The sequence below is a fragment of the Laedolimicola ammoniilytica genome (genome assembly GCF_025567165.1).
GTDB classification, from domain to species: Bacteria; Bacillota; Clostridia; order Lachnospirales; family Lachnospiraceae; genus Laedolimicola; species Laedolimicola ammoniilytica.
The window spans coordinates 1-14389 of record NZ_JAOQKC010000029.1 but is presented as its reverse complement, the minus strand read 5'-3'; the positions used below and the strand labels follow the sequence as shown (position 1 = coordinate 14389).

Below are 14389 nucleotides of genomic sequence, written 5' to 3'. Positions count from 1 at the left end.
GCAAAATCATTGAGAAAGAGGTGTTTGCACGATGAACTTATTAGAAGTCAAAAATATTTGTAAAACCTATGGCAGCGGAGAAACCACAGTCAAGGCTTTGAAAGATGTTAGTTTTTCTGTTCCCAAAGGAGAATATGTGGCAATCGTTGGAGAATCCGGTTCTGGTAAAAGTACGTTGCTGAATATGATCGGCGCATTGGACACGCCTACGTCGGGTAAGGTATTGATTGACGGCAAGGATATTTTTTCTATGAACGACAAGAAGTTGACCGTCTTCCGTCGCAGAAATATCGGATTTATTTTTCAGGCGTTCAACCTTGTGCCAGAGCTTACGGTAGAGCAAAATATTATTTTTCCTGTACTGCTTGACTATCAGAAGCCGGACAAAAAATATCTGGAAGAACTGCTTACTGTTCTTAATCTGAAAGAACGCCGTAACCATTTGCCGAGCCAGTTATCCGGCGGCCAGCAGCAGAGAGTGGCGATTGGCCGCGCATTGATTACCCGTCCTTCTCTGATTCTGGCAGACGAGCCAACAGGAAATTTGGATTCACAAAACAGCAGTGAGGTCATAGCATTGCTCAAAGAAACATCGAAAAAATACGAGCAGACCATCATTATGATTACCCACAACCGCGGTATTGCGCAAACGGCAGACCGGGTATTACAGGTATCGGATGGCACTTTGACTGATTTTGGGAGGTGCCGTGAATGAAAAGCTATCTTAGTCTTATTCCCATCTCCGCTAAAGTTCACCGCCGACAAAATCGTATGACGCTGCTTTGCATTGTATTTGCTGTGTTTATGGTAACAGCAGTATTCAGTATGGCAGAAATGGATTTTCGGATGGAACAGGCCCGATTGGTTGGTAAGCATGGAAGTTTCTCTATTGGAGACTTGCTCGGCAGTTCCATGGGGCAAACCCTTCTTTCTGTTGCGGTTGTTCTGTTCCTGCTGATTTTGATTGCAGGCGTTTTGATGATTTCCAGCAGTATGAACAGTAGCGTTGCCCAGAGAACTAAATTTTTTGGAATGATGCGTTGCATTGGTATGAGTAAGCAGCAGATTATTCGGTTTGTTCGTCTGGAGGCATTGAACTGGTGCAAAACGGCTGTACCCATCGGTCTTATTTTAGGGGTTGTTACAACATGGGGGCTATGTGCGGTACTACGCTTTGTGGTCAGAGAAGAATTTTCTGATATTCCCCTCTTTGGTATCAGTATTTTTGGCATTGTCTGCGGTATCTTTGTTGGACTGATTACTGTACTGATCGCCGCAAATGCTCCGGCGAAACATGCCGCGAAAGTATCTCCTATCACAGCGGTGTCTGGAAATGCAGACCACGGAAAAACAATGCATCATTGCCAGTATACAGGATTCGGAAAGATTGAAGCGCTTCTCGGTATCGACCATGCGGTCTCCGGGAAGAAAAATTTATTTCTGATGACAGGTTCTTTTGCACTTAGTATCATCTTATTTTTGAGTTTTTCCGTTATGATCGATTTTGTGGATTATTTGATACCTCAGTCAGCTGCCACATCAGATATTGATATTGCAAGTGATGACGGTAATGCGATTCCTCGGGAATTGCTTACATCCATCCGTGCAATGGATGGAGTGAGAGAGGTTTACGGGCGGCGTAGCGCGTTTGATGTTCCTGCCAGATTAAATAGCGATACCGGATTTTCCGGTACAACCGACATGATTTCTTATGATGATTTTGATTTACAATGTCTGAAAAAAGACAGTGCTTTGAAAAGGGGGAGTGATCTGTCCAAAGTTTTTGGGGACAGCAATTTTGTTTTGGCAACATCCGATCAGGACAGCACATGGAAAATCGGTGACACTGTTCAGATTGGGGATGAAACCCTTACCATAGCCGGACTGTTAAAAAACGACCCATTTAGTGAGAATGGATTGACAAATGGAAAGCTCACATTGATTACCTCTGATGAAACATTTGTCCGTTTGACAGGAGAGGAAGGTTATTCTCTTGTGCTGATACAAACAACGGGAGATGTTACGGACGAAAATGTTCAGGCAATCCAGAATTCCGTAGATCAAACATATAGCTTTCGAGACAAACGCGACGAGCGCACTACGGGAACTTATCTGGCTTTTGTTTTCTGTGTTTATGCGTTTTTGGCAATTATTGCACTGGTAACGGTAATGAACATTGTCAATAGCATTTCCATGAGTGTGTCTGCCAGAATGAAGCAATATGGAGCTATGCGGGCAGTAGGAATGGATGAACGGCAAATGACGAAAATGATTGCTTGTGAAGCATTCACCTATGCTGTTTTGGGGTGCGTTGTTGGTTGTGCTATTGGCTTGCCGCTTAGCAAATCGCTGTATGATTTCCTTATTGCAGGGCATTTTCCATCTGCTGTGTGGCAGTTCCCAATTATCTCTTTGGGCGTTATTCTTCTGTTTGTCTCGATTGCGGCAATCGCAGCTGTATATGCTCCGGCAAAACGAATTCGCAATATGTCGATTACTGCAACCATCAATGAATTATAGTTTCATATGTTAATCTGCCGCGCGACGGCAAAAGAAAAAAGCCGTCGCAGAGCAGACACATTTTCACGCGCCTATGAAACGGCGGCTTTGATTTTCAGAGCCGCCGTTTCTTTGCGTTTACACAAACCTATGACGACTTGCAGGGACACGGTAGCCGATTGGAGGTTAATTTACCGTGTCCTTCTTTTTGTTTCGCAGTATCCATGATCTGCACCAGCTAAAAAAAGCGTAGCCCCTCCATCGGAGCAGTCCGGCTTTGAATGTGAAATTAAACAGTACATAACCGATAATATATTTTCATGCGCTTGTGCGGCTTTGTGTCGCGCAGGCGCATTTTGCTTTCCAGACTTCGAGACAAAGTGTCCCGAGGTGCGGTGCCGTTCTCCGCCGTTACTCCATTTCGTTTCCGACCAACCCCGAACAAACTGAAATGGAGGATTTTACGATGACTACTATCAATCTGAAAGATTTTTATTATTGGTACACGCAGGATCAGCTTATCGAAGTTTCTGACGAGGTGGCCGAGGTATTCAAGGCCGATGCCCGCTATGAAATGGCCTACCAGCGGCGGCTCTCCCGGCACAAGGCGCAGTATTCTTTGGACTGCGATGACGGGATTGAATATTCCGCTTGCCTGCATGAGCCGACCTCGCAGGAGCTCCTTGAACGAATGGAAACCTTTCTTCGTCTGTGGAACGCTCTCAATTCTCTGCCGGAGATTCAGGGCCGCAGAATTGACGCACATATCATTCTTGGCAAGTCGATTAAGGAAATTGCCGAGGCCGAGGGCGTACATGAGGAGTCTATTCGCCAGTCGATCAAGCGTGGCCTTGAACGCATGAAAAAAACTTTTTGATTTTTTCATCTTAACCCACTTGGAATTGATGAAAAAATGTCTCGGTTTATGAGAGGAGGTTTTCTTCCTAACGCAAGGGAATAACGGCAACCCTGAGTAAGTTCGGGGAGCCAGACGGTGGGTGCGCGGTGACATTTCCAAAAAGAGATTGAGCGAACAACACCAACATCGTAAATGAGCCCGGCCATCCCAAGGCCATGATCCGGCGCTGAACAGGTTGGCTGCCTGTTCCTCCGGGCGTGTCGCTTTACTTGCGTTGAGAGCGCCGCACAGAAAATAAAGATTGTCTTTGGACAGGCCAAGTAAATATGTGCGGCGCTCTCTAATATTCAAAAACTATAATAAACCTCGAGACAAAGTGTCCCAAGGTGGAGTAAGGCAACAGGCCAGCATCCCAGTGGTGCTGGCCTGTTGCGTTTCCCTACCAAACAGAGGGAGGCGTTCTATCAATCTGCGAAGGAGGTTTACCGTGAAATTAACTACACAGGAACTTGAACAAATGAGAAGCGTTGACATTGGCGCGGTGGCTGCCGAGTCCCTGCCTGATGTGAGCGGTATGACCTTTGACAATGCGCTTTCCCGAAAGGAGCGCATCACTCGATTTTTGCAGACTGTCAAAAATCCATACTGCTTTTGCATCGGTGGTGTTGGCGTGAAAATTGAATTTGCTGAAAGCGGGCCATCTCTCCAAGATAAGCTGACGGATTTCCTGCTGCGGCAAAGAAGCGGGCTGTAACTTCGGTTACAGCTCGTTTTGCTTCTTCGAGACAAAGTGTCCCGAAGCGGAGGCATCCTTGTTGTCCTCCCCGGACAGAGTTATAATATAAGTGTAATGTGATAGGGAAGGAGGAACAATGGCACGAGCAAAAAACAGAGGGTATCAGCAGAGTTTCTCTCCCTCTTACACAATCCGCCGCTGGCGGCTGGGCATCTATATCCGGCTTTCAAAGGAAGATTTGAAAAAAGGAAAAGACGATAGCAACAGCGTAAAGAACCAGCGTGACCTACTGAACGATTTTTACCGATGCAACATTGACGAGTTTGAAAGCATCACGGAATATGTGGATGATGGTCATACTGGAACGGACGCCAACCGTGAAGATTTTCAACGGCTCTTGGCGGATGTCATGAGTGGTAAAATCAACTGCGTTATAGTAAAAGACCTGTCCCGCTTCGCACGAAATTATAGCGATGCCGGAAGTTTGATCGATAACCTGTTTGTTCAAATGGGTGTTCGCTTTATCAGCCTTGCTGAGAATGTGGACAGCTACAAGAACCCCGACAGCGTTTCAAATATCATCGTTCCCATTACAAACGTGATGAACGATAATTACTGCTATCAGACTTCCAAAAAGATCCGGCAGGTATTTGATTACAAGCGGCGCAACGGCCAGTATATCGGAGCATTTGCTCCTTACGGCTATGTAAAGCACCCAAAGGACAAGCACAGACTGATTGTTGATCCCGATGCTGCTGAAAATGTCAAACTCATTTTCACAATGCTTATTCAAGGGTCATCAAAACGTGCTATCGCGTTGTACCTGAACGAACACGGCGTACCGAGCCCCTCGGCTTACAAGGTACAAAAGGGCTTGCCTGTTTCGACAAGAGGGTATGACGATCCTATGTGGGGAGCCCGCATGATCCACTCCATTCTTACCAATCCGACCTACACCGGGGACTTAGCCCAAGGCCGGAGCCGGGTGAAAAGCTACAAGGTACACCAGATTGAAGCTGTTCCCCGCGAGGAATGGGTGGAAGTGGCTGGAACACATGAGGCCATTATCGACTATGAAACTTTCGATAAGGTACAGGCTCTCTTACAGCGTGATACCCGTACTTCCCCGAAAGGCCGTGAGGTACATTTATTCAGCGGCTTTCTGAAATGTGCCGATTGCGGGCGGGCCATTACCCGATGCGTTAGCAAGAACAACAATGTATATTATTCTTGCTCAACCTACAAGAACCGTTCCCGGACAGCCTGCACCATGCACTCAATCAAGCATGAACGGCTGGAGGCTGCTGTTCTGTTCGCCGTACAGCATCAGGTACATTTAGCTGTTTCCTACTCAGAAATCGTAACGCAGATCAATTCCGCTCCAATCAAAAAAAGCCAGTCTTACCGACTGGACGATCTGATAGCTGCAAAAGAGCGGGAACTGATAAAGATAACACGCTACAAGCAATCTCTTTATCAGGACTGGAAAGACGGTGAAATCACCCAGCAGGAATACCGGGATATGAAGGCTGACTATGAACGGCAGACTTCTGATATTTCCGCGGTGCTTACCCGGCTGAACGCTGAACGCGCAGAACTGGCAAACGGTGTGGACAATGAGCATCCTGCACTGGTAGCCTTTATGAAGTATCAGAACATTGAAGCCCTCAACCGTGAAATCTTGGTTGAGCTTGTGGACTATATCAAGGTCTATGAAAACGGCAATATCAGCGTGAAATTCAAATTTGCTGACGAGCTCCACAAGATTGCAGAGTACATTGAAATTAACACTACGGAAGATACCGCAGTAGCGGGCTAACCCCCGCTACAAACCCCTTTGACAGTGTGTTTTCCTAATAGGCGCTAATCATATTATATGCATAGGCAAAAAGTAGTGAGTAGTCCGTAAGGGCAACAAAATCCCCAGTAGTTGCAGCTACTGGGGATTTTTATTCCGTTTGGGCAAGGTGGCTTAATCCTTAGGCTGGTTGCCTTTACTCGTTATCTCCGTCCAACCATTTGCAAATGTAGTGGCAAACTACACCCGCCAAAACAGAGATAATAAAAGCAGTGAGTATATCTTCCGTATCGTCTTGTGAAAATTTTTCTGCTTTTCTCCCACTGGTGTTTCTGGCCATTTCCCTTGTCGATACAATTCCACGCATTGCTTTTTGTACTCATAACTGTATTTCATAAAAATCCCCCCAATACTGAGTGTCCAGTATTGGGGGTACATATCACTTGCCGGGGTCTATTTTTATCATCACACGGAACACCGGCGAATTTTTTTCGCGTCACATTCTCTGTAAGTGGAACCCGTCAGAACAAAGCACCTCTACGCTGTATAAAATCATTGAGATACCGCTGCTTTATCCTCTGGCCACGATCTTCTGAGCGCCGCATAGGAAATAAGGAAGTTTGCAAGCCAACCTGCCGGGACTGCAAGCCAAACAAAAGCAATGCCAAAACGCGGTGCACAAATCAAAGCAACAGACAAGCGGATTGCAAGGTTTACCATATTTGCAATAAGAAACGGCCGCATGATTCCAAGTCCGCGAAGAACTCCATCGGTTGCCATCTTGATACCCATGAAGATGAAAAAGTAACCAATCCACCTCATATAATCACCAGACACCTGATAGGCAAACGCCGTTCCGTCTTTTCCTAAGAACAGTGAGGAGATCTGCGTATGCAGCGCTTCAATGGTCACAAACGCAATGGCCGCAAAGCACAGATCCAGCACCAGTGCAACATGGTAGCCTTTTTTGATACGCTCAATTTTCTTTGCGCCAAGATTCTGGGATACAAACGGCGAAACTGCATTGCCGATGGATACGAAGATCAGCGAAAAAACATTTTCTACCCGCATCGTTGCCGCATACCCGGCAAGTGCCTGTGTGCCGAAGGGATTTACCACTGCCTGCACGATCATCATACCGATAGACACTGTGGACTGCTGCAAAACCGATGGTACCGCAATGCGAAGCATGGAATACAGCTCCTGCCGGTCGAACCTGCTAAAGGAGCTCTTGTATTGCCGCATCCGAGACAGAAAGATCAAAAACGAAAACACGGCAGAAATTCCTTGTGCGATCAAGGTCGCAAGGGCTACACCAAACACCCCCAGACCAAGACCAGCCACCATCCAGAGATCCATAAAAATATTCAGGATAGATGAGAATATCAGCAGTCCCAACGGAATTTTGGATTCACCGATGGAAGTGAACATGGTGGAAAGAATGTTGTACATGAATAGAAACGGGAACCCCACAAAGTAGACACGCAGATACAATACTGCTTCTTCCAATATATCGGCAGGGGTCTGTAATCCGCTCATCATGAAATGGGAAAAGCAAAAGCCAAAGACACCAAGGACAACGCTTAAGATCAAAAAGCTGATCAGGGACGTTGACACAATGGTTTTCATTTTACCATAATTTTTTGCACCAAAATAGCGGCTTACAAGCACACCTGCGCCCACACCAGCACCAAGCGCCACACAAATAAAAACATTGGTCAGTGCAGCACAAGCACCAACAGCCGCAAGTGCCGAGGATCCAACAAATTGACCAACTATTATGGAATCGGCCATATTGTATACTTGTTGAAAAAAGCTGCCAAGGATCATCGGCATCGCAAAAACAGTCAGCGCTTTAAGGGGTGGATCTGTGATTAAATATTCATCTTTCGACATGATTATATTCCTTCCCAAAATCGTTTATCGCAAATTTTATCGCAAGTCAAGAAATTAGTGCAACATTCAAACGGCATCTTTGCGATATGCAATTCACCGCTGTTGCATTAAAAAGTTGAATTGCTATAAATAACCAACAATCAATGTAACGATTGCTGCCAAAATCGCTTTACCCATATAATCACACTCCTTTGTCAAATTCTAAGTTGTAAGTTTCTTTACTATCATATCTTTAAAACTTGTTTTGCTTTCGCATTAACAAATTGGATAATTGGGCCTGAAATGATAACTGTAATAAGCGTGCATACACCAAACTTTCCGCCAAACAAAACACCTGTAACAACAACCAAAATATCCAATGCCATTCGGACAAATTTAATCTGCCAGTGATTTTTTTCTGCTAAAGCAAAAGTGACTGCCTCATAGGAGCCTCTACCAAGGGATGCCGACGCATATAGTCCTGTTCCGACAGCAAACAAAACCACTCCTAACAACATAATTAAAAAATTGATCCACTTATAGGTACTGTAAATATGGCAGTTAGCAAACAAATCTACACAGGTACTGTATACAATCTGGTACAACACAGTTCCTATATGAATCTGATTTTTATCATAAATGAGCGCAAACAAAATCATTCCCAATGCTACAACAAAAGATGCTGTGCCAATGCTTATGTGAAATGTTCTTGCAATCCCCTGCCACAGCACCGCAAGCGTAGCTCCGCCAAATCCAGCATACAGTGCAAGTGTAATTCCATAAGCCGCAATTATAGAACCTATTACAAGGATTGCCAATTTCTTTAGTGTTTTTTATTGTTATTTTTCATTGACTTTTAATTCAAGTACATCCGGACGGGCATAATGTCCGATTGCATCATGCTCCATTTTGCAGGCGGCAGGCAAATTCATATCAAGTTCTGCGTAAATGATAGTTTCTTTATCCCAGACAGGTTTTGTCAAATAATGCCCATATGGATCAATAATGCAGCTTCCTCCTCTGCACACAAGTCCTGGAAGTTCAGATACGATATTATACTCCTGCAGATCAGAAGGGTATGAACTGCGTCTGATAATCATATCAGCGTTGATAAAGAAACATTTTCCTTCGATTGCAATATGCTGAACTTTCATGCTAATAATTCACTCCTCGTATGATTTTCTTTAGGTTTAAATCATCTGAAATCTATATCACTGTATATCCGGCATTTAATAATACAGCTAATGATTTTTCAAAATCCGCATCTTTCACTAAAATATAATCTGTGTTGAATGTAGATACCGCAAAAATTCCGATTTCTCAGTTTCAAAAACTGAAATTGTTCAAGCTTTTCAAATACTAACGTCCTTAATTCTGTTCAATAATTGATTTATAGTAGTTACCAAAGTCAGCAAGTGAATTAACAATTGGAAGCATTTTTGTTCCGAGTTCCGTTAAGCCGTATTCAACTCTCGGTGGCTGCTCATGGTAATCGTGGCGATATGCCAGCCCATCACTCATCATTTGTCTTAAACTATCTGTCAAAACCTTTTGTGAAATACCATCTATACTTCGTTGTAGCTCATTGAATCTCCATGGGCGCTCTTTCAAGTTACGCAAAATCAGCAGTTTCCATTTTCCTCCGATAAGAGATACTGCTGTTGCAACTGGGCATTCCGGTAATTCTTCTTTTGCTCGCATAATTCTCACCTCCGAGTCTATTGTAACACATTCATTTTTGAGTGTACAGTTACAAAAAGGTGCGTACTTGTTTTTGTATGTGCCTTACACTATACTAATACCAAGCAATCGGAAACTACAAATTAACTATGGAGGTATTATCATGGTAAATTACACAAAAACAACTATTGGAAAGGAAAACCGAATTGAGCTGCATGAAAAGTTGTCTTTAACAGGTGCAGAAATCAGTTTAAACGAACTACCTGCAGGAGCAAATGTCCCATTTATTCATTCTCATAAAGAAAACGAAGAAATCTATGGAATTCTTTCAGGTAACGGCAAAGCCATAATTGATGGAGAAGAAATCAGCCTTTCAACTGGAGACTGGCTAAAAATCGCACCTGCTGCAAAGCGTCAGTTTTTTGCATCCGATATTTCTGGAATTACTTATATCTGCATTCAGGTAAAAGAAAATTCTCTGGAACATTTTACAGCAGAGGATGCTGTAATCGGCTAATTAAAAGTATTTATTTACAAAATGCACCGTTCACGATAAGCTAAGAACTGTGCATTTCTTTTTTGTTCAATATTACGTTTTCTCAATTTTTCAAACAAGAAGTTATCGTTCAAACGCCAAATATCTCGTTCCTTGAAAAGTCAGTTCTCCTGTATCTCCTTCTGCAAGCATTCCATATTCTATTCCAGACACCTGAAACTCCATTCTATCTCCGCTTTCCATCTGAAATGTCACATAATACATCGTATTTGTTGTAGTATAGAATCCATGTGCTCCACTCACATCACCTGCATTTGCATATTGATGATGTGTAATGTTTTCTCTCTTCGCAACAATAATAGCTGACACAGTTAATTTAGGTGACTGATTATTCTTATTCCACGTAACAAATCCCTGTCCCAAAGAAAAAATAATAATACCAATCACAATAATAAACACGATTGGAACTATAATACTCATCGGATCAAACATCCTCTATTCACCTCTCCTCATATAATCCAAGTTTCCAGTTCCACAAATTCCGATTGAGATTTCACCCGTTTTAAGAAATTTAACTGTTATATTTTGTTATCAAGTTCTCCGCAAACCATTGAAAACACTGAATTTGTCACAGGTGAGCTTTCCCTTATTGTTTCCCTTGTGTTATATCGCCCCACCAGTGTTTACGAACTCTGATAAGGGCAAATACAAGGGTGCAGGACATCCGGTGGATGTCCGCTTTGCGCCGACCGTAGCGACAACAGAAACCAAGAAAATCATATAAAATAGTATAACACAAAATAATAGTAGTTTTTTCATAAGATTTTTCTCCATATGAAAAACATATGTCCTGCCATTATAAAGAGTGTGTTAATATATATTTACCATGAAATCATAGAAAAATCGGAAATGCCACGCAAAGTAGCAGAAATAGTTGAAATGCAATCCCTGCTTGCTTGTAGTAAAAATTGCTCTTTTCTATACTAAAATTAATCATCACCATTGCTTTATGATGAATTAAATTGTTATAAGAATTATCATTTACAGAGGAGGTCACAAAACATGACATTTGCAGAAAAGTTAAAATCCTTACGCAAACAAGCAAGTATGTCACAGGAACAATTAGCAGAAAAGCTCGGTGTATCAAGACAGGCTGTCACAAAATGGGAAACAGACACCGGTATTCCCGACCTTGAAAATATTAAGTCCATTTCATCATTGTTTGATATTTCTATTGATGAATTGCTTTCTAATGAAAAAGCATCTCAAAAGAATTCAGAGCATCTCTTTGAAAGCGTAACAGAATATGATATTGATGAACCCAAGCGCTATGATATGAAATTCGGTGGAGCAAAGCGATTCGTATTATGCGGATACAAAGGTGAGAAAATTCGGATCCGTCTGGTATCTGATACGCTCCCCACACTACAGAATGATTTTAAAATCAAAATAGATGACATCAGAAAGCGAATTGATGTAGATGTAAAACGGATGAATGGCGTTACGGAAGCAACTGCTAAAGAGGCTGTCAGCATCTTTGTACAGATTCCTTCTCCATATATTGGTCAGATTGAATGTGCTGTTAATACGGAAACTGTGGAAATTCACTCCCTTAAATGTGACAGTATCGAGCTAGATGTAAAGACATCGCACGTTACCTTAGATGATGTTTCTGGTACAGTCGAAATAAACTGTAATCTTGACATGGAAGTATTATGCAATTCATTAAATGGTGAAGTTGATATCAACCAGATATCAGCAACATCAAGAATCCATATTCCTGAAAACAGTGTATTTACAGCAGTTACAAAAGGAATTGGAACAAACATTTTTTATGAGAAAAATGGACAACAGACAGATCGGTTTGATACATCGGATTCTGAAAATATCATTGAGCTGAATGGTATAAAAAGTGAACTTGTTATCTATACGGGCAAAGAAAGAGGTTAAACAATGAAAACAAATTTTGGCACCGCTCAGCTCTATTTTCACACATATGGATACAAAAAGGCTTCCGGAGAATTCCCCAGAAGCCTTGATTCAGACAAGCGCCAAACCTCGAAAATGCCATGCATTTCCTCGGTCGCGTCATTCGTTTAATGCCCGCATATTCAATAAAAAACAGCCCTTTTTGTGCAAGCACAAGGGGCTGTTTTTCATCGCCTATTCGGCGCTTATCTCATTGCTTTCGCGTAGATTACTCGACGATTGTAGCAACGCGTCCAGATCCTACTGTACGGCCACCCTCACGGCATCGGAATCGTGTCTTTTGCGGTATTCACCGTGCTTTTTGTGGTTAAAATCAGTGTTTTTCGCTATTTTAATAGCTGGTATTTTTATTTGCCTGAGTTTTTAGCACCGTTTTGGCACCGGAAAGGGGCTGATTACACTTACAAACTGGAACTTGATTGTTAAAAACTTGCAAAATATTTTTCTAATGAATCTACAAACTCACCAATATGAATTCCATCAATAAATGAGTAATGAGTCTGTACAGATATAGGCACCATTATCCTTACATCTTTTTCCCAATACTTTCCCCAGTCAAATAAAGGTGTGATATTATTTTTTAGCTGAATTTGTATGAGAAACATGTACATATTTTATTCGCAGCTAGGGGAACATTGGAAAATATCATTCCCAAGTGGGCCTGTGAAATAGGGTTCTTGTTTATTTGTAATCTTCTTAGCATTGACACAGTATTCTCTAAGGTTATCCATCATAGGAATATTCACCCTTTTGTCTGAATTCTCTGAGGGAACACCTTCCCTGTTTTATTTTAGTATCGTTTTGGATTTTCTCTCATAAAGATAAATTCTGCTACAGAGCGGTCATATGTTTTAATGTGTCCAAACAGCCAGTCAATCACATTCTTCTGTACAAGTTCACTGAACCGATCAGTTGGTCCTTCATAATCCTGAAGGTATTCATGCAGTTCCTGAATTGTCTTTTTAAACTCTTCATGTTTTTCATGATGGTTTTCACGCTCTGGATAACCGGATTTTTCCTGAAGCTTTTCCTCTTCTTTGAAATGGAAGTCAGTATATTCATCCAGATAATCCAGCATTTTGATTGCTTTTACTTTGCTGTCGCCATTTTGACAGGCAGTTACAAAGTTCTGGATACGGTCGATCAATTCTTTATGCTGGGTATCAATTGTTTCATTTCCTGTTACTAAATTGTCATCAAAGGTAATATTTAAATCGTAAGTCATAATCTGGTCTCCACTTCTTTTTATATGTTCTCTTGGGATTTTTTGTGTCTGTCAGTTCCACACCTGCATTTTCTGCTTAGTCTTCTACAGGAACAAAAACATCTTTTCCTAATCCACAGATCGGGCATACCCAGTCATCTGGAATATCCTCAAATGCAGTTCCTGGAGCGATACCTCCGTCTGGATCGCCTACTGCCGGATCATAAATATAGCCACATGGTTCACATTCATATTTTTTCATAGTTATTTTCTCCTTTTCAATGTTGATTCATTTTGTTAATAGATTCCTACTGAATTTTTCAATATTTTGTTGTTTTTTTATGTATGTCTGTATTATACATGATACTTTCTATTTTGTCAATAACAGTAATTGTTATTATTTTTATTTTGTGTATTTTAAATTCAATAATATCTGACTAAAATGTTACGAAAAAGACTGGTTCTACACTGTATGCAAGTATCAAGTTTTACGGGAATGAGAAAGACTACCCATATAATGCTGATATGTGCCAATTCCTTGCTTCCTTAAACGAGAGCCGGGAAAGTTATGAATCCTACTTTACGCCCAAGGAAATGTTTGACATCTGGAAAAAGCAAAAAGTCTCCGACTACTCTCCATTCCCGGTAACCAGGAAAACCTATCAGGAGCTGGATACCGTCACCAGATTGAAGTTGCGAAACGAGTATTTGGAGAAGCAATTTCAAGAAAAAAAGAGCGATAGCAAAAAAATTAGAGCCATTTTGGGTTATAGGACAAAACGTGTTGATGGCTAATCCCAGCCATCAAACGTTCTATCCATTTTATGCAAATCACTCCAAACAATTGCATCACCCCAGATAGAGAGACTCTTTTCCAATCGGTTCTTCTCATTCATCCTCTGATATATAGCTGCTATGCTCTGCTCTGTGGGCATCACTTTTACGATTTCAGATAATGGAAGTGGTTCTGGCGAGTGCATGTAGCACCACCAGTAAACCGCTTTTATTCTTCTTTCAATCGACAGACCTCTATGGTTTCTCAACATTTCTCTGAGTCTCGAATTAACGCTACCTTCAATTCGATTATTCGTAGATGGTACTGAAAAATCATCTTTCAATTCTTCATCAAGGTATGTAAAGAGTGTTCGTTCTCTAATTAACTTAAGCAGCTCTCTTTCTGCTTTCAGTAGCCGCTCATGTGTAGGCCTTTTCTTACCATTTTCATCAATCGTCATCTCTTCCAGAAATTTTTG

At 41.9% G+C, this 14389-nt stretch carries 16 protein-coding genes and 1 pseudogene; 7 read left to right on the top strand and 10 right to left on the bottom strand.

Features of this window, described 5'->3' with window-relative positions:
• Positions 1-31 precede the first annotated feature (31 nt).
• The 5 genes from OCV63_RS15640 to OCV63_RS15620 all read left to right on the top strand — a co-directional run bounded on the left by OCV63_RS15640 (position 32) and on the right by OCV63_RS15620 (position 5913).
• On the top strand, positions 32-715 hold the full coding sequence (locus OCV63_RS15640; RefSeq protein ID WP_148872227.1) for an ABC transporter ATP-binding protein: 684 nt from the start codon (positions 32-34) through the stop codon (positions 713-715).
• Positions 712-2520: an ABC transporter permease gene (locus OCV63_RS15635; RefSeq protein WP_158365206.1), complete on the top strand. Its 1809-nt coding sequence runs from the start codon at positions 712-714 to the stop codon at positions 2518-2520. The genes OCV63_RS15640 and OCV63_RS15635 overlap by 4 nt, the downstream gene beginning before the upstream one ends.
• Before the next feature lie 445 nt (positions 2521-2965).
• Positions 2966-3376 carry a sigma factor-like helix-turn-helix DNA-binding protein gene (locus tag OCV63_RS15630; protein WP_158365205.1) on the top strand — a complete coding sequence of 137 codons (411 nt, stop codon included), beginning with the start codon at positions 2966-2968 and terminating at the stop codon, positions 3374-3376.
• Between the two features lie 469 nt (positions 3377-3845).
• Positions 3846-4112 carry a DUF6870 family protein gene (locus OCV63_RS15625; RefSeq protein ID WP_014080197.1) on the top strand — a complete coding sequence of 89 codons (267 nt, stop codon included), beginning with the start codon at positions 3846-3848 and terminating at the stop codon, positions 4110-4112.
• Between the two features lie 118 nt (positions 4113-4230).
• Entirely contained in the window at positions 4231-5913 is a 1683-nt protein-coding gene (locus OCV63_RS15620; RefSeq protein WP_158365204.1) for a recombinase family protein, read from the top strand.
• Between the two features lie 531 nt (positions 5914-6444).
• Here OCV63_RS15620 and OCV63_RS15610 read toward each other — a convergent pair.
• From OCV63_RS15610 to OCV63_RS15590, 5 genes are all read right to left on the bottom strand, one after another.
• Complete coding sequence (locus OCV63_RS15610; protein WP_158365203.1) at positions 6445-7788, bottom strand: MATE family efflux transporter; 1344 nt, start codon at positions 7786-7788, stop codon at positions 6445-6447.
• Positions 7789-8012: 224 nt separating this feature from the next.
• Positions 8013-8585 (bottom strand): YczE/YyaS/YitT family protein, encoded by a 573-nt coding sequence (locus tag OCV63_RS15605; RefSeq protein ID WP_158365202.1) that lies wholly within the window; start codon positions 8583-8585, stop codon positions 8013-8015.
• 21 nt (positions 8586-8606) lie between these two features.
• Positions 8607-8921, bottom strand: coding sequence for a nitrilase-related carbon-nitrogen hydrolase (locus OCV63_RS15600; RefSeq protein WP_262670918.1), 315 nt, complete (start codon positions 8919-8921; stop codon positions 8607-8609).
• Between the two features lie 52 nt (positions 8922-8973).
• On the bottom strand, positions 8974-9078 hold the full coding sequence (locus tag OCV63_RS17700) for an ACT domain-containing protein (protein ID WP_278769364.1): 105 nt from the start codon (positions 9076-9078) through the stop codon (positions 8974-8976).
• A 57-nt stretch (positions 9079-9135) separates the two neighbouring features.
• Positions 9136-9468 carry a winged helix-turn-helix transcriptional regulator gene (locus OCV63_RS15590; protein ID WP_008373705.1) on the bottom strand — a complete coding sequence of 111 codons (333 nt, stop codon included), beginning with the start codon at positions 9466-9468 and terminating at the stop codon, positions 9136-9138.
• A 142-nt stretch (positions 9469-9610) separates the two neighbouring features.
• On the opposite strand from OCV63_RS15590, the gene OCV63_RS15585 reads away from it, so the two are divergent.
• Positions 9611-9964 carry a cupin domain-containing protein gene (locus OCV63_RS15585; RefSeq protein ID WP_158365201.1) on the top strand — a complete coding sequence of 118 codons (354 nt, stop codon included), beginning with the start codon at positions 9611-9613 and terminating at the stop codon, positions 9962-9964.
• A gap of 102 nt (positions 9965-10066) precedes the next feature.
• On the opposite strand, the gene OCV63_RS15580 is transcribed toward OCV63_RS15585, so the two are convergent.
• Positions 10067-10435, bottom strand: a complete 369-nt coding sequence (locus OCV63_RS15580; RefSeq protein ID WP_158365200.1) for a DUF2500 domain-containing protein — start codon at positions 10433-10435, stop codon at positions 10067-10069.
• A 570-nt stretch (positions 10436-11005) separates the two neighbouring features.
• Here OCV63_RS15580 and OCV63_RS15575 point away from each other — a divergent pair.
• A complete protein-coding gene (locus OCV63_RS15575) occupies positions 11006-11893 on the top strand; it encodes a helix-turn-helix transcriptional regulator (protein WP_158365199.1) in 888 nt (295 codons plus the stop codon).
• A gap of 461 nt (positions 11894-12354) precedes the next feature.
• Here OCV63_RS15575 and OCV63_RS17695 read toward each other — a convergent pair whose 3' ends face one another.
• The 4 genes and pseudogenes from OCV63_RS17695 to OCV63_RS15555 all read right to left on the bottom strand — a co-directional run.
• Positions 12355-12537 carry a CatA-like O-acetyltransferase gene (locus OCV63_RS17695; RefSeq protein WP_262670917.1) on the bottom strand — a complete coding sequence of 61 codons (183 nt, stop codon included), beginning with the start codon at positions 12535-12537 and terminating at the stop codon, positions 12355-12357.
• Positions 12538-12722: 185 nt separating this feature from the next.
• On the bottom strand, positions 12723-13157 hold the full coding sequence (locus OCV63_RS15565) for a bacteriohemerythrin (RefSeq protein WP_118579835.1): 435 nt from the start codon (positions 13155-13157) through the stop codon (positions 12723-12725).
• Between the two features lie 76 nt (positions 13158-13233).
• Positions 13234-13398, bottom strand: coding sequence for a rubredoxin (rd, locus tag OCV63_RS15560; protein ID WP_005608410.1), 165 nt, complete (start codon positions 13396-13398; stop codon positions 13234-13236).
• A 529-nt stretch (positions 13399-13927) separates the two neighbouring features.
• Positions 13928-14389: pseudogene (locus OCV63_RS15555) on the bottom strand (IS256 family transposase); the annotation flags it as partial.

Bases quoted from the DNA above. Each gene is read 5' to 3' on its own strand.
- OCV63_RS15640 (WP_148872227.1), top strand. From the start codon at position 32: ATGAACTTATTAGAAGTCAAAAATATTTGTAAAACCTATGGCAGCGGA.
- OCV63_RS15635 (WP_158365206.1), top strand. From the start codon at position 712: ATGAAAAGCTATCTTAGTCTTATTCCCATCTCCGCTAAAGTTCACCGC.
- OCV63_RS15630 (WP_158365205.1), top strand. From the start codon at position 2,966: ATGACTACTATCAATCTGAAAGATTTTTATTATTGGTACACGCAGGAT.
- OCV63_RS15620 (WP_158365204.1), top strand. From the start codon at position 4,231: ATGGCACGAGCAAAAAACAGAGGGTATCAGCAGAGTTTCTCTCCCTCT.
- OCV63_RS15610 (WP_158365203.1), bottom strand. From the start codon at position 7,788: ATGTCGAAAGATGAATATTTAATCACAGATCCACCCCTTAAAGCGCTG.
- OCV63_RS15600 (WP_262670918.1), bottom strand. From the start codon at position 8,921: ATGAAAGTTCAGCATATTGCAATCGAAGGAAAATGTTTCTTTATCAAC.
- OCV63_RS15590 (WP_008373705.1), bottom strand. From the start codon at position 9,468: ATGCGAGCAAAAGAAGAATTACCGGAATGCCCAGTTGCAACAGCAGTA.
- OCV63_RS15585 (WP_158365201.1), top strand. From the start codon at position 9,611: ATGGTAAATTACACAAAAACAACTATTGGAAAGGAAAACCGAATTGAG.
- OCV63_RS15580 (WP_158365200.1), bottom strand. From the start codon at position 10,435: ATGTTTGATCCGATGAGTATTATAGTTCCAATCGTGTTTATTATTGTG.
- OCV63_RS15575 (WP_158365199.1), top strand. From the start codon at position 11,006: ATGACATTTGCAGAAAAGTTAAAATCCTTACGCAAACAAGCAAGTATG.
- OCV63_RS17695 (WP_262670917.1), bottom strand. From the start codon at position 12,537: ATGTTTCTCATACAAATTCAGCTAAAAAATAATATCACACCTTTATTT.
- OCV63_RS15565 (WP_118579835.1), bottom strand. From the start codon at position 13,157: ATGACTTACGATTTAAATATTACCTTTGATGACAATTTAGTAACAGGA.
- rd (WP_005608410.1), bottom strand. From the start codon at position 13,398: ATGAAAAAATATGAATGTGAACCATGTGGCTATATTTATGATCCGGCA.